The organism is Streptomyces sp. ISL-94, assembly GCF_018614075.1.
GTDB lineage: Bacteria > Actinomycetota > Actinomycetes > Streptomycetales > Streptomycetaceae > Streptomyces.
In genome coordinates this window covers 15,110-28,113 of sequence record NZ_JAGGOZ010000044.1, presented here as the reverse complement: position 1 = coordinate 28,113, position 13,004 = coordinate 15,110, and the positions used below count along the sequence as shown (strand labels likewise).

Here is a 13,004-nt window from a genome sequence, read left to right as displayed (position 1 = left end):
ATTTCATGCGGCGCCCCCGTGCGCGCTTGACCGCCGGCCGCCGAACATCGCGTCGTGCTGGGCCATGACCCGCTCGCTCGCGGCGCCTACTGCCGACTTGACAGGCTGGTGAGGATGTGCGGCGACAGGACTTTGATCATGGTGTTCGTCCAGCGCATCTGCCGCAGCGTCTGCGGGTGACAGGCGGACGACACGGCCAGCAGCCGGTCGTCGCGGGCCGCCTGGGCCGCTTGGGCGAGCATCTCCCAGTACAGGGAGTTCCCGGCGGCGGCCATGGATGTCCTGCGCGGCCGCCTCGGCCGGGCTCAGCTCGGCCCACACGTCGGGGGCCGCCGCGTCGAGCTGGGGGACCCGCCCCGTTTTCGTCCGGGTGTGGAAGTGGTAGAGGGTGCGGCCGGTGGTCAGCTGGAGGGGGTACTCCTCGCTGGTGTCCTCGGCTACTCGGCCCTTGTCAGGCAGGCCGAGGCAGCCCCTCCCTCCCGTTGACCTCGACGTGCCCAAGGCATCCTCCGCGGTGCGACGGGCAGGTGCAGCACACGGGCGCCCCCCCTCCTACCCACCAGCGGCTGATCCGGCGCCTCCAGGGAGGTCACGATGGACGAAGTGCGGGTCCCCCTGGTGTCGGTGCACTGGAGGCGGCAGGCGTTCGTGCACTGGCCCTATCCGCCGGCGGTCCTGCAGCGCTTGCTCCCGCCCCCCTTGGAAGTCGACGTGTTCGAAGGGCAGGGCTGGGTCAGCCTGACCCCCTTCGTCATGGCTTCCACGCGGGTCCTGGGAGTGCCGTTGCCCGGGTCGACCTTCCCCGAGACCAACCTGCGCACCTATGTGCGGCGCAAGGGCGGGCCGAGCGGCGTGTGGTTCTTCTCCCTCGACGTCACCCATCCGGCCATGCCGGCCGCGCGCCTGCTGGGAATCCCGTATTCCTTGGGACGTCTGACCGTGCAGTGCCAGGGCCGCACCTGCCACTACGCGGGCCGCCGGGGATGCCGGGGGCCCGGTTATGAGCTGGTGGTCCGCACGGACGACCGCATCGACGCGCCGCACGGCCTGGACTCCTGGCTGACCAACCGCTTCCACGTGTACGCGGCGTCGGCCGGCTTGCTCTGGCGGATCCCGGCGTCCCACGAGCCCTGGCCCCTCTTCCGCGGAACGCTCAGGCGCTTGGAGCAGTCCCTGTTGGCCGCGGCCGGGCTGCCCGAACCGGCCGCATCCCCCCTCGTCCACACCTCGCCCGGTGTGGGCCCCGTACGCCTCGGTTTCCCCCGGCCTGGCTGAGAAGGCCGTGGTGCCGGGGCCGGCTGGTGCTGCCCGCTGCCGCCCGACCTGGGCGCGGCGCCTCTCGCGCCACCGCGAAGGCGTGGCACGCGGGAAGGCGGGTAGCCGCCCACCATGAACGGGGCCCACGCCTGGAAACAGATGACGATCATCGGGTCGTTGGACGAGCTGGCGGACCTGCTCGCCAGTTGGCACGGCCTGTACGTACGCTGGTCGATGGGTCCGGAGGCCGACCTGCCCGAGCCGTCGAGCCGGGACGCACTCACCGGTGTCGAGCTGCCCGGTCTGTCCGCGAACCCCCTGGACATAGAAGACTGGTGGGGTGAGCGGCCGCTCCGCACGTGGGCCGCGCGCCGCCTCTACGACTACTCGCACTTGCCCCACGTCAAAGACCGACGGGTGCGGCCGTGGCTGCTGCACGGCACGGAGGCCGGCCGGGGGCCCGACAACGAACCCCTCGTACGGGACGTGCAGCCCATCGGCTGGGTCGACCGGGAAGTCATCACCGAAGCGGAAGAAGAGATCGAACAGCAGCAAGGAGCATGGGGGCCGCTCAACCGCCACTGACGGACACCGCGACTTCGCAGAAAGCCGGGGTGTGTCAGGCGCCGAGCTGGTTCACCGCGGCCTGCAGGACCGAGGCCAGCACGTCAGGGTGGGCTTTGTGCGGCGGGCTGAGGGCCGCCATCGCGTCCAGGTCCCGCGAGGAGGCGACGTGCAGGGCGCCTGAGTACTCGGGCTCCTGCAGCTTGGCGACGTCCACGACTTCCACCTGACCCCGGATGACGATGAGGACCCGCTCCTCACCGGAGGAGTCGAGAAGGGCCCGGACATGATCCGTTGTGACCGTGGTGAGGCGTGGCCCGTCTGCGGTCCCAGGGTCTTCGACATGCGATCCGCCGTCTGTCATGGCGTCCTCCTGCCACCTCGTCACGCGGCGCCTGCCCAGGGACGAGGGGGATTACGCCTGGGTAGCCACCCGGAGATGCCGCGCGCGCAGCCCGACCCCGTGTCGACTGCGACGGCATCGGCTTGTTTCCCGTCGGGACGAGGGGTAGACGCCCGGCATGACTGACACCAGACCCCTCGCCGTGGTGACCGGAGCGTCGAGCGGCATCGGATTCGAACTGGCCAGACAGCTCGCTGAGCGCGGGTTCGACCTCGTGATCAACGCGAAGGACCATGGCCGTCTGCGGGCGGCGGCGCAGCAGATCGAGCAGACGACCGGGGTGGCGGTGCAGACCCTGCCGGCCGACCTGCGCGGCTATGACGATACGGAACGCTTCTACGAAGCCGTCACCGCGACGGCCAGGCCAGTGGCGGTAGCGGTGTTGAACGCGGGCGTCGGGCAGGGCGGGCCGTTCGTCGACACGGATCTCGCGGACGAGCTGGAGATCATCGATCTCAATGTCCGCTCCACGGTGCACCTGGCCAAACGCGTCCTGCGGGACATGGCGTCCGACGGGGAGGGCTACGTACTCGTGACGTCCTCGATCGCGTCGACCATGCCTGGTTCCTTCCAGGCCGTCTACAACGCGTCGAAGTCGTTCCTGCAGTCCTTCGCTCATGCGGTGCAGAACGAGCTGAGGGACACGGGCGTGTCCATCACGGCGCTGATGCCCGGCCCGACGGACACCGACTTCTTCCATCGCGCCGCCATGGACGACACCAAGGTCGGCCGGCAGAAGAAGGACGACCCCGCCGAGGTGGCCCGGCAGGGGCTGGACGCCCTCTTCGCGGGCAAGGGCAAGATCGTCGCCGGCTCCCTGAAGACGAAGGTCCAAGGCCTGGCCAACAAGGTACTGCCGGACAAGGCCAAGGCTCAGGTCCACCGGAGGATGGCAGAACCCGGATCCGGTGGTGCCCGGGCCGCCGGAGAAGGATGACCTGCCTGTTCCGGACGGGAGGACGGGGTGAGCGGGTGGCAGCTCCGCATGGTCGAGGCCGGGAAGGGCAGGCGCAAGTGAACTTGGCGGGCCGATCTCCAGGGGTGACATGCGCAGCGTAGGTGTGGAAGAAGAATTGCTGTTGGTGGACGCACGCAGCGGAACGCCCCTCGCCGTCTCAGGGGCTGTTCTGGCAGCCGCGGAACGCCTGGCGTGGCAGGAGTCGGGGCACGGGAGAGGGAAGCCGCACGAGTTCGAAAAGGAGCTGCAGAAGGAGCAGTTGGAGTTCGCCACGAAGCCCGTGACCGAGATGGGCGAGCTCCAGGCCGAGATCACCCGAATCCGCGGCGAGGCGGGCCGCTACGCGGCGAACGCCGGCGCGGTGGTGGCGGCCGTCGCGACGTCGCCGCTGCCGGTGAAGCCCTCGCTGAACGCCGGCAAGCGCTACCAGTGGTTGGGGGAGCAGTTCGGGCTGACGGCCCAGGAGCAGCTGACATGTGGCACACATGTCCACGTATCGGTGGCTTCCGACGAGGAAGGCGTCGCCGTCCTGGACCGGATCCGCCCCTGGCTGGCCGTCCTGACGGCGATGAGCGCGAATTCGCCGTACTGGCAGGGTGAGGACACCGGGTACGGGAGCTACCGCAGCCGGGTGTGGAACCGGTGGCCCTCGGCGGGTCCGATGGAGGTCTTCGGCTCTGCCGACCACTACCACGAGCACGTCCGAACCATGATCGGGACCGGGGTGCTGCGGGACGAGGGCATGATCTATTTTGACGCGCGCCTGTCGGCCACGTATCCCACGGTCGAGGTGAGGGTCGCGGACGTGTGCCTGCACCCGACGACCCCCGTCCTGCTGGCCGCCCTGATCCGCGGCCTTGTGGAGACCGCCGCCCGCGCCTGGCGCGACGGCGAGCCACCGGCCAGGATCAGCACGGGCCTGTTGCGACTCGCCTCGTGGCGGGCCGGCCGCTCGGGACTGGACGGCCCCCTGCTGCACCCCGAGACGATGCGGGAGACCTCCGCCGCCCACGCCGTCGAGGCCCTGTACCAGCACGTGCGCGAGGCCTTGGCGGACCACGGCGACGACGAGCGGGTCCGCCAAGGCATCGCACACCTCCACGAGCGCGGGAACGGCGCCCGCGTTCAGCGGCAACTTTTTCGGAGCGAAGCCAGCCTCGCCCGTGTGGTGAGCGAGTGCGCACGGATGACCAACGAGGGCTGACACGGACGTCGTTCGCGCGGGGCCCGGCCCTGAGCGCGTCGCGTCGCTGACTCGGCAGAGTGGAGCGCTGTTCCTGCGGGAGCGGCGCCCACGGCGACTACCGGATCACCAGACTGTACGACCCTCAGCGCGGCGCAGCCGAAGAAGCGACAGGTCCAGTGCCGCTCGTGTCGGTGTCCGCGCTGGCCGGCGTCGGGGCTGGAGTGGAGCACTAGCGCGCGGTGAAGGGCATTCTGGTGACCGACCCCGTGGTTCGGGCGGGCGAGCCAGGCAAGGGCAAGCCCCGATGAATGTCTTGAATTCATCGAAAGGGGCGACGGCAGCGGTCGTATGGTCTGCTCGAGACCGCTTCAGATTGTTGTGGCGGAGGGTGGCGATCGCCGAGAGTCCCGGGAGGCCCCATGCTCGACTGGATACTTGCCGTCGTCATCCCCGTCGCCCTGTTCGCCATGGGTGCGCTGGCCTTCTGGTTGTGGGTGCGCTGGGGCACTGACGATCCGGTGGAGCACCACAGTTCCATGCCCAGTTCGCCGGACTGGCCTGAGGGGTGAAACGCCCTCTTCAGGCCACCTCGAGCCGCGTCAGCCACCAACGGCATCGTCCCGGACCCGGCTGACGCGGATCCGCGTCTCCCCGGCCCTCAGGGCCGCGGCCACGGCATGAGGCCTGCGAGCGGCAAGAGCGCCGGCCGGGGCCGCCATGGTGCTCGGTGGCCTTGTCCGGCCTTCGCGGACGTAAACCGTCTCCCCGCTGACGAAACAGTAACGATTGCATGGATCTGGGAGCCCGGCGAGCACAACGGCACCTTCCGCGGCAACAACCCCGCCTTCGTGACGGCCACCGCCGCCTTGGAAACGTACTGGCGTGACGGCGTCCTGCGCGAGCGGACCCTCATTCAGGGCGGCCGGATCGAGCGGACGCTGCGCGAACTCTGCTCGGACGACCTGGGTCCGGGCACGAGCTACCGGGGCCGCGGCTTGGTCTGGGGCCTCGAATTCCAGGACAAGGAGCGAGCGGCCGCCGTCTGCCGCCGGGCCTTCGAGAACGGCCTCCTGATCGAAACCTCCGGCCCCGCGGACGAGGTGGTCAAGCTGTTGCCGTCGCTCACCATTTCTCCGGCCGAGCTGGAAGAGGGCCTGGAGATTCTGACGCGGTCCGTCCGCGAGGCCGGCTGAGCGCGGACGCACGCCGCGGGCCCTGGGCCGCGCGCCGCACGCCGAAGAAAGGCAGATCCAGAGTGATTGTCCGTTCCTTCAAGGACATCGAGGGGACCGAGCGGCACGTGAAGGCCGCGTCGGGAACCTGGGAGAGCAAGCGCATCGTCCTCGCGCGCGAACGCGTCGGCTTCTCCCTGCACGAAACCGTGCTCTACGCCGGTACCGAAACGTCGATGTGGTACGCGAACCACGTCGAGGCCGTCGTGTGCCTGGACGGCGAGGCCGAACTCACCGACGAGGAAACGGGCGACAGGCACCTCATCACGCCCGGAACCATGTATCTGCTCGACGGCCACGAGCGCCACACCCTGCGTGTCAGGAGCGACTTCCGCTGCCTGTGCGTCTTCAACCCGCCCGTCACCGGGCGTGAGGACCACGACGAGAACGGCGTCTATCCGCTGCTCACCGAGCCGGACGACGCCTGACGGATGACGAGAGGAGAGGCAGGCACCATCATGACCACCACACCCGTGCGCACTGCGGACGTCTACCCGACCCGGGGCCCCGAGGAGGTGCTGATCGGCCGCAAGGACCCCGTCGTATGGTCCGACCCCGGAACCCCTGGGCCACTGTGGGGACACGAGCTGGAGAGCTTCGAGCAACAGGGATTCCTCCCCGTCGAACAGCTCATCACCCCTGAGGAGGTGGATGTCTACCGCGGCGAACTCGACCGCCTCGTCAGCGATCCCGCGATGCGCGGGGACGAACGGTCGAGCGTCGAGCCCGCGTCCCGGGAAGTACGCTCCGTCTTCGAAGTGCACCGGGTCAGCGAGGTGTTCGCGCGCCTCGCCGCCGACCCGCGCGTGGTCGGAACGGCGCGGCAGATCCTCGGCTCGGACGTCTACGTGCACCAGTCCCGGATCAACGTGAAGCCCGGCTTCGGAGCGCGGGGCTTCTACTGGCACTCCGACTTCGAGACCTGGCACGCCGAGGACGGACTTCCGCGCATGCGGACCGTTTCGGTGTCCATCGCACTGACGCCGAACCATCCCACCAACGGCGGCCTCATGATCATGCCGGGCTCGCACCGGATCTTCCTGGGCTGTGCCGGCGCCACACCCGAGGACAACTACAAGAGGTCCCTGCAGATGCAGGACGCGGGCACGCCCTCGAACGAGGCCCTCTCGAAGTTCGCGGACGCCTGCGGGATCCGGCTCTTCACCGGCCGGGCGGGCTCGGCGACCTGGTTCGACTGCAACGCGATGCACGGATCGGGGGACAACATCACGCCGTACCCGCGCAGCAATGTCTTCTTCGTGTTCAACAGCGTGGACAACGTGGCGGAGGAGCCCTTCGCCGCCCCGCTGCGCCGTCCCGAGTTCATCGCCGCGAGGGACTTCACTCCGGTGCGCTGACGCCTCCACGACGGCATGAACCGCGGCCGCGCCTCCGCCGGAGCGCGCGGCCGCTCGCGCCTGCGCGTCCTGCGGGTCGTCCGCCCGCGGTCACGTCGGCCGCCGTCCGTCACCGTCAGCGCCCTCCACGTCGGCGTCGTAGTCCGCCGGCAGCGCCTGACCTGCCGGCGTCAGGCGTCGGTGTCCCCGGAGCCGGTGACGAAGGCGACCAGCAGGCCCGCGAGCACCGCCCAAGCGGCTGCGGCGGGCCCGGCGGCGGCCCAGCCCAGCAGACCGAGCGCCAAGCCGACCGCGGCTCCGGTGGCCACGGCACGCCGGTCGGTCAGGGAGGCCCACTGACGTCGCCCGCTTCCCGGCACGCGGATCTCGGCAACAGCCGTTTTGATCACCAGGGCCGCGATGACGATGGCGATGCTGAGGAGGGTGATCGCCACTGCGGCCTCCGGCTCTCGGTCAGGTCGCGGCCGTGGCGCCGGGGCGCCGTGGCGGCCGCGACCGCGGGGGTGCGCTGGTGGAGGTCCGGGTGCCGCCACCGTCGGCGTCGAGGTTCTCTTCGTCGTACAGACGACGGTAGACCGCGTTCCGGCGACGCAACAGGTCTTCGTCGTACAGACGACGGTAGACCGCGTTCCGGCGACGCAACAGGTCGGCGGCGAGCCCGGCGGCCACCCGGACCATACGGCCGTACCGTCACCCAGCGTGCTACCAAGTCAGCATGTCGCACCCGGGGACCCTCATCCTGATCACGGCTGCCGTGGTCCTCGCACCGCCATGCTGATCTTCCTCGCCGGGTACGAGCGACGGCTTCGCTCCCCGCCCGGGCCTGTCCGGGCCTGTGGCGTGGGCCGGTCGGGTGGTCGGTGAAGGCCGACGGGGATCAGGGCGCCGACAGGGGGCATAGGAGGACATGGTGTTGTGACAGAGCCGGACCTGGGAGAACACGCGTGATCGTAATGTCCGGAGTGAGGCGTCGCCCGTGAGACCGGCAAGGATGCGAGCTGTGCGTGCCGTGCGTGCCGCCCTGGGCGCCGCTGCCGTCGGTGTGCTGGTCGCCGGGTGCGGGGCGCCCGCGGCCCGGGTGGACGGGGCGCGGGCTGCGGGGGAGGGGTTCGAGCAGGCTCTGGCCGCCGGGGACAACGAGGCGGCCTGTCGGCTGCTGGCCCCCGAAACCCTGGAGCAGCTGGAGCAGGACGAGCGGAAGGCGTGCGCCCAGGTGCTGGGCGCAGAGCAGCTTCCCAAGGCGGCGTCGGTGGTGGCCACCGAGGTGTACGGGCGGCAGGCCATGCTGCGCCTCGAGGGTGACACGTTGTTCCTGTCGCAGTTCAGTGACGGGTGGAAGGTCGTGGCGGCCGGCTGCACCCCGCAGGGGGAACGGCCCTACCAGTGCGTGCTGAAGGGCGGCTGAGGATGCGCTTCCTGTTCGTGACCTGCCTCGTCGTGGTGGTGGGCGGGCTCGGGTACTTCATCGCGATCGGGGCGATGCACCGATGAGCGACGAGCAACACGGGGACCGACGGCGCGGCCGGTTCTGGCGCGACAACAGCCTCACCCTGGCGTTCGGAACGGCGTTCCTGCTGGTCCTGCTCGGGCAGGCGCTCGCCGGACACGCCGAGTTCAACGAGCAGCTCACCGTCGACGGGCTCCAGCAGATCAGCCTGGGCCAGTACATGACCACCTCCGACTTCGCCGTGGACGTCACCGAGAACTGGCAGTCGGAGTTCCTGCAGTTCTTCCTCTTCATCTTCGGCACCGTCTGGCTCGTCCAGCGGGGATCTCCCGAATCGAAGGAGCTCCACAAGGCCGGTACGGAGTCGGACCGGGAGCAGCGCCTCGGCGAGCACGCCCGGAGCGACTCGCCCCGCTGGGCAGGCACCGAGGACTGGCGGCAACGGCTGTACTCACGCTCGCTGGGCCTCGTCATGGGCTGCCTGTTCGTCATCTCCTGGCTCGCCCAATCGGTGGCGGGCGTGGCGGCCTACAACGAGCGGCAGCTGCGACAGCTCCAGGCCCCCGTCGGATGGGGCGACTACCTTGCCCTGCCCGATTTCTGGAACCGTACATTGCAGAACTGGCAGTCCGAGCTCCTCGCGGTGGCCGCGATGGTGATCCTCTCCGTCTACCTGCGCCAGCGGGGCTCGCCGGAGTCCAAGCCTGTCGGCGCCGCTCACACCTCGACCGGTGTCGAGGGGTGACTCGAGTCGGCCCACGGGATCGGCGCAGGCGGCGCAACAGCTGGATCCATCGAGCGGCGGCACACCCCGTAAAGGAGTGACGTGCGGGAACGCGGGTAGCCGCCCACCATGGATGGGGTCCGGGGCCTGGACGCAGGTGGCGGCGGGTCTCCTTGCCGGCCGCCTGGGCCGCTGAACCCCGGTGACGAAAAGGCTGACGCGAAGGGGAACGAGACGATGGGTGACGCTCAGCAACCGGAAGCGCGGCGCAGCGGAAAAGGCGCTGCGACGCCGCAGGAAAGCAGGCACCTCAAGGCCGCCCAGCCGAAGACGCCCCAGAAATCGGGCGGCAGCGGCAGCAAGGACGAGCGGTCACAGACGGGTGGCCCCACGCCGCCTGAACAGCGTCCTGACCACCCGTGACGTCAGGTGCGTCGGCGGCAGCCCAGCAGCGGGCCGGGCTCCGTGCGCATCGTCAGCACCGCTCACGCCGTCTGGCCCGGACTGGCGCCGGCCGCTTGCCCCGCGTCTGACGCCGTTCCGTGTGCCGCCGTGCCGCCGTGCCGCCGTGCCGCCGTCCGGGGGACATCGCCGTTCGGCGTGATGTCCGCCGCCTGCGGACCTTTGGGGCCGGCCGTGCTGTCGAAGCGCATGGCCTGGCCCTTCCGCAGCGCCCTGAAGCCCGTGCCCCGGATCGGGGAACGGAGCAGTGGGCGAAGCCTTCAAGGGCTCGTCCTGCACGATGAAACGAAGCCCCTCTGCGCGCTGAACCACTTCACCCGTCCTGTCGCCACAGCCGGCATCCTCCGTCGAGGCTCGCTCCACGCTGCCGAGATCCATTGCGCCCCCACCGAGCCCAGCCGACCCCCGCAGGAACGAGGGCCGTGGTGGCCCTCCCGGACCGTACGCGGCCGCGGCACGCGGGAACCGGACCTCCATCACCCGTCCGCAGCCGGCCCGCTCGCCGCGCCGAAGCGCCGCTCCAGGGAGTCGTCACCCGGATGCCCTCTCTCCCCGGGCGGCATCCGGGGCCCTGGGGCAGTCTGAGGTAATCCCTGCGGGTCGGGTTGTTCCCAGGTACGGGCGGTGGGGCAGCCGCCGCCCCGCGATCCCTGCGTCCCGCGCTCTCCCCCTTTCCGAGAGGAGACCATCATGGGCTCTGTCGCGGTACCGACTTGGGAGCACGCCGTCGTCACAGGCGGCGCGGGCTTCGTCGGCTCGCACCTGTGCTCCGCGCTGACGGCTGCGGGCACCGCGGTCACCTGCGTCGACGACTTCAGCACCGGACGGCTCGAGAACGTGGCCCATCTGGCCGACCGCCCCGGCTTCACCCTCCAGGAGGCGAACGTCTCGCGGCCCTTCACCGTGGAGCGGCCCCCCGATCTCGTCCTCCACCTCGCCTCTCCCGCCTCTCCCGCCGACTATCTCCGGCTGCCGGTGCACACGCTGGAAGCGGGCAGCCTCGGTACCCGCAACGCCTTGGACCTCGCGCGCCGCAGCGGGGCCCGGTTCCTTCTCGCCTCCACCTCCGAGGTGTACGGCGATCCGCAGGAACACCCGCAGAACGAGCGGTACTGGGGCCACGTCAACCCCGTCGGCCCCCGGAGCGTCTACGACGAGGCCAAGCGCTTCGGCGAGGCCCTCACCACGGCGCACGGATCCACGCTCGGCACCCACACCTGCGTCGTGCGGCTCTTCAACACCTACGGTCCGCGCATGCGGGGCTACGACGGACGCGCCGTCCCCACCTTCATCCGCCAGGCTCTGGCCGGCGCCCCGCTGACGGTCACGGGCGACGGCCTGCAGACGCGCTCCCTGTGCTACGTGGACGACACCGTCTCGGGGATCCTCAGGGCCGCCGGCCACGGCATGCCGGGCCCCGTGAACATCGGCAACCCCGCCGAACTCACCATGCTGGAACTGGCCCGCTGGATCATCGAACTGACGGGGTCGCACTCGGAGATCACCTTCGTGGAGCGACCGACGGACGACCCGGCCGTGCGCTGCCCCGACATCACGCTCGCCCGGGACAAGCTGGGCTGGGAGCCGCTCGTGACGGCCGAAGAAGGGCTGCGCCGCACCATCGACTGGTTCCGCGCCCACGCCGACAACTGACCCCTCCGCAGAACGCAGACCGCAGGTCCGCAAGCGTTGCCGTCCCGGCCCGTGCCGGCGCCGACGGCCGATACCCACAGCCGAAAGGCCCGCACCGTCATGCGCATTCTCGGAATCAACGCGCTCTTCCACGATCCCGCCGCCGCCCTCGTCATCGACGGCCGCACCGTCGCCGCGACCGAGGAGGAACGCTTCTCGCGCCGCAAGCACGGCAAGCGGCCCGTGCCGTTCTCCGCCTGGGAGCTGCCCGAGCAGGCCGCGGCATGGTGCCTGCGCCGCGCCGGACTGCGTCCCCAGGACCTGGACGCCGTCGCCTACTCCTACGATCCAGCCCTGGCCCGGCCCGCCGAGGACATGGGGCTGCACGACCCGTGGGACCACCTGCGCCAGACGTACGCCCGCCAGGCCCCGGGGTTCCTGGCGGCCGCGCTCCCCGGTCTCGACCCGGCCCTCGTCCGCTTCGTGCCCCACCACATGGCGCACGCCGCCTCCGGCGCGTTCGCCGCCGACGGCGCGGACACCAGCTCCGTCCTGGTCCTCGACGGCCGTGGCGAGCGCGCCTCACACCTCGCGGCGCGCCGGACCGGCAACAGCCTGGAGCCGCTGTACGCGCAGGACCTCCCTCATTCGCTCGGGCTCGTGTACGAGGAACTCACCGGCCACCTCGGCTTCCTGCGCTCCTCCGACGAGTTCAAGGTGATGGCCCTCGCGTCCCACGGCACACCGCGCATGCTGTCGGAACTGCGACGGTACGTGTACCCGACCGGCGACGGCGGCTTCCACGCGACCGGCGTCCCCTGGCACGAGTTCTGCCCGCCCCGCAGCGAGGACGAGCCGTGGACCGCCGCCCACGCGGACGTCGCCGCGAGCGCCCAGGCCGTGCTGGAGGAGACGCTGCTCGACCTGGCGCGCTGGCTGCACGGCCGTACCCACGACCAGGTCCTCACCCTGGCCGGGGGCGTCGCCCTGAACTGCGTCGCCAACTCCCGCATCGCCCGCGAGGGACCCTTCTCCCGGGTCTGGGTGCAACCCGCCGCCGGCGACGCCGGAACAGCCCTCGGCTCGGCGCTGCTCCTTGCCGCCGGGGCGGGAGACGAGCCCGAACCGATGACCGGCGCGGACCTGGGCCGCGACTGGTCGGATGCGGAGCTCGGGGCCTGGCTCAAGACGGCCGGCGTGCCGTTCGAGCGACCGCAGGACATCGCCGCCACCGTCGCCGAGGCCCTCGCCGACAACGCCATCGTCGCCTGGTTCCAGGGCCGTTCCGAATACGGGCCGCGCGCCCTGGGGCACCGCTCCCTCCTGGCGCACCCCGGCCACGCGGGAAATCTGGAACGGCTCAACGACGTCAAGGGCCGCGAGCAGTTCCGGCCGGTGGCGCCCATGGTGCTCGCCGAACGCGCCTCCGAGATCTTCGACGGGCCGCTGCCCAGCCCGTACATGCTCTTCGTCCACGACGTGGCCCCCCACTGGCGGGAGCGGATCCCGGCCGTCGTCCACGTCGACGGAACGGCCCGCATCCAGACCGTGGACCGGAGTACGGAACCCCTCGTGGCACGCATGCTCACCGAGTTCGAGCGGCGGACCGGACTGCCCGTGGTCGTCAACACCAGCCTGAACACCGCCGGCCGGCCGATGGTGGACGACCCCCGGGACGCGCTCGAGTGCTTCGGCTCGTCACCGGTGGACCTGCTCGCCATCGGACCGTACGCCGTTCGGCGGGGCGGACTGTTCTGCAACGGAGAGGAAGCGTGACCGCG

The 13,004-nt window shown here is 70.7% G+C and carries 14 protein-coding genes and 3 pseudogenes; 12 read left to right on the top strand and 5 right to left on the bottom strand.

Features of this window, described 5'->3' with window-relative positions; all coding sequences use genetic code 11:
- Nucleotides 1-86: 86 nt before the first annotated feature.
- Both J7E94_RS16260 and J7E94_RS16255 read right to left on the bottom strand, forming a co-directional pair.
- Nucleotides 87-287 (bottom strand): annotated as a pseudogene (locus J7E94_RS16260) (hypothetical protein); the annotation flags it as partial.
- Nucleotides 286-435 (bottom strand): annotated as a pseudogene (locus J7E94_RS16255) (molybdopterin dinucleotide binding domain-containing protein); the annotation flags it as partial. The pseudogenes J7E94_RS16260 and J7E94_RS16255, both read right to left, overlap by 2 nt.
- A 159-nt stretch (nucleotides 436-594) precedes the next feature.
- On the opposite strand from J7E94_RS16255, the gene J7E94_RS16250 reads away from it, so the two are divergent.
- Together J7E94_RS16250 and J7E94_RS16245 are read left to right on the top strand one after the other, a co-directional pair.
- Nucleotides 595-1,275: a YqjF family protein gene (locus J7E94_RS16250; RefSeq protein ID WP_215016116.1), complete on the top strand. Its 681-nt coding sequence runs from the start codon at nucleotides 595-597 to the stop codon at nucleotides 1,273-1,275.
- A gap of 114 nt (nucleotides 1,276-1,389) precedes the next feature.
- Nucleotides 1,390-1,842 carry a DUF6098 family protein gene (locus J7E94_RS16245; protein ID WP_215016114.1) on the top strand — a complete coding sequence of 151 codons (453 nt, stop codon included), beginning with the start codon at nucleotides 1,390-1,392 and terminating at the stop codon, nucleotides 1,840-1,842.
- A 34-nt stretch (nucleotides 1,843-1,876) separates the two neighbouring features.
- On the opposite strand, the gene J7E94_RS16240 is transcribed toward J7E94_RS16245, so the two are convergent.
- A complete protein-coding gene (locus J7E94_RS16240; RefSeq protein ID WP_215016113.1) occupies nucleotides 1,877-2,185 on the bottom strand; it encodes a hypothetical protein in 309 nt (102 codons plus the stop codon).
- A gap of 157 nt (nucleotides 2,186-2,342) precedes the next feature.
- Here J7E94_RS16240 and J7E94_RS16235 point away from each other — a divergent pair, with 157 nt between their 5' ends.
- From J7E94_RS16235 to thpD, 6 genes and pseudogenes are all read left to right on the top strand, one after another.
- Entirely contained in the window at nucleotides 2,343-3,161 is an 819-nt protein-coding gene (locus tag J7E94_RS16235) for an SDR family oxidoreductase (RefSeq protein ID WP_215016112.1), read from the top strand.
- Between the two features lie 109 nt (nucleotides 3,162-3,270).
- Nucleotides 3,271-4,386: a glutamate--cysteine ligase gene (locus J7E94_RS16230; RefSeq protein WP_215016111.1), complete on the top strand. Its 1,116-nt coding sequence runs from the start codon at nucleotides 3,271-3,273 to the stop codon at nucleotides 4,384-4,386.
- A 401-nt stretch (nucleotides 4,387-4,787) separates the two neighbouring features.
- Entirely contained in the window at nucleotides 4,788-4,937 is a 150-nt protein-coding gene (locus tag J7E94_RS16225) for a hypothetical protein (protein WP_215016110.1), read from the top strand.
- 225 nt (nucleotides 4,938-5,162) lie between these two features.
- A pseudogene (locus J7E94_RS16220) lies at nucleotides 5,163-5,561 on the top strand (aminotransferase class III-fold pyridoxal phosphate-dependent enzyme); the annotation flags it as partial.
- A 62-nt stretch (nucleotides 5,562-5,623) separates the two neighbouring features.
- Nucleotides 5,624-6,028: an ectoine synthase gene (locus tag J7E94_RS16215; RefSeq protein ID WP_215016108.1), complete on the top strand. Its 405-nt coding sequence runs from the start codon at nucleotides 5,624-5,626 to the stop codon at nucleotides 6,026-6,028.
- 30 nt (nucleotides 6,029-6,058) lie between these two features.
- Nucleotides 6,059-6,958: an ectoine hydroxylase gene (gene thpD / locus J7E94_RS16210; RefSeq protein ID WP_215016107.1), complete on the top strand. Its 900-nt coding sequence runs from the start codon at nucleotides 6,059-6,061 to the stop codon at nucleotides 6,956-6,958.
- Nucleotides 6,959-7,128: 170 nt separating this feature from the next.
- Here the strand turns inward: thpD and J7E94_RS16205 are convergent, their stop codons facing one another.
- Entirely contained in the window at nucleotides 7,129-7,392 is a 264-nt protein-coding gene (locus tag J7E94_RS16205) for a hypothetical protein (RefSeq protein WP_215016106.1), read from the bottom strand.
- Between the two features lie 19 nt (nucleotides 7,393-7,411).
- Complete coding sequence (locus tag J7E94_RS16200; RefSeq protein ID WP_215016105.1) at nucleotides 7,412-7,636, bottom strand: hypothetical protein; 225 nt, start codon at nucleotides 7,634-7,636, stop codon at nucleotides 7,412-7,414.
- A 322-nt stretch (nucleotides 7,637-7,958) separates the two neighbouring features.
- On the opposite strand from J7E94_RS16200, the gene J7E94_RS16195 reads away from it, so the two are divergent.
- The 4 genes from J7E94_RS16195 (at nucleotide 7,959) to J7E94_RS16175 (ending at nucleotide 12,999) form a co-directional block, all read left to right on the top strand.
- Nucleotides 7,959-8,363 (top strand): hypothetical protein, encoded by a 405-nt coding sequence (locus J7E94_RS16195; RefSeq protein WP_308345133.1) that lies wholly within the window; start codon nucleotides 7,959-7,961, stop codon nucleotides 8,361-8,363.
- Nucleotides 8,364-8,445: 82 nt separating this feature from the next.
- On the top strand, nucleotides 8,446-9,150 hold the full coding sequence (locus J7E94_RS16190) for a DUF6766 family protein (protein ID WP_215016104.1): 705 nt from the start codon (nucleotides 8,446-8,448) through the stop codon (nucleotides 9,148-9,150).
- A gap of 1,131 nt (nucleotides 9,151-10,281) precedes the next feature.
- Complete coding sequence (locus J7E94_RS16180; RefSeq protein ID WP_215016103.1) at nucleotides 10,282-11,244, top strand: NAD-dependent epimerase/dehydratase family protein; 963 nt, start codon at nucleotides 10,282-10,284, stop codon at nucleotides 11,242-11,244.
- 99 nt (nucleotides 11,245-11,343) lie between these two features.
- Nucleotides 11,344-12,999: a carbamoyltransferase C-terminal domain-containing protein gene (locus tag J7E94_RS16175; protein ID WP_215016101.1), complete on the top strand. Its 1,656-nt coding sequence runs from the start codon at nucleotides 11,344-11,346 to the stop codon at nucleotides 12,997-12,999.
- Nucleotides 13,000-13,004 lie beyond the last annotated feature (5 nt).

Excerpts from the sequence above, each read along its gene's own strand:
- J7E94_RS16250 (WP_215016116.1), top strand. The coding sequence starts at position 595 with ATGGACGAAGTGCGGGTCCCCCTGGTGTCGGTGCACTGGAGGCGGCAG.
- J7E94_RS16245 (WP_215016114.1), top strand. The coding sequence starts at position 1,390 with ATGAACGGGGCCCACGCCTGGAAACAGATGACGATCATCGGGTCGTTG.
- J7E94_RS16240 (WP_215016113.1), bottom strand. The coding sequence starts at position 2,185 with ATGACAGACGGCGGATCGCATGTCGAAGACCCTGGGACCGCAGACGGG.
- J7E94_RS16235 (WP_215016112.1), top strand. The coding sequence starts at position 2,343 with ATGACTGACACCAGACCCCTCGCCGTGGTGACCGGAGCGTCGAGCGGC.
- J7E94_RS16230 (WP_215016111.1), top strand. The coding sequence starts at position 3,271 with ATGCGCAGCGTAGGTGTGGAAGAAGAATTGCTGTTGGTGGACGCACGC.
- J7E94_RS16225 (WP_215016110.1), top strand. The coding sequence starts at position 4,788 with ATGCTCGACTGGATACTTGCCGTCGTCATCCCCGTCGCCCTGTTCGCC.
- thpD (WP_215016107.1), top strand. The coding sequence starts at position 6,059 with ATGACCACCACACCCGTGCGCACTGCGGACGTCTACCCGACCCGGGGC.
- J7E94_RS16200 (WP_215016105.1), bottom strand. The coding sequence starts at position 7,636 with ATGGTCCGGGTGGCCGCCGGGCTCGCCGCCGACCTGTTGCGTCGCCGG.
- J7E94_RS16190 (WP_215016104.1), top strand. The coding sequence starts at position 8,446 with ATGAGCGACGAGCAACACGGGGACCGACGGCGCGGCCGGTTCTGGCGC.
- J7E94_RS16180 (WP_215016103.1), top strand. The coding sequence starts at position 10,282 with ATGGGCTCTGTCGCGGTACCGACTTGGGAGCACGCCGTCGTCACAGGC.
- J7E94_RS16175 (WP_215016101.1), top strand. The coding sequence starts at position 11,344 with ATGCGCATTCTCGGAATCAACGCGCTCTTCCACGATCCCGCCGCCGCC.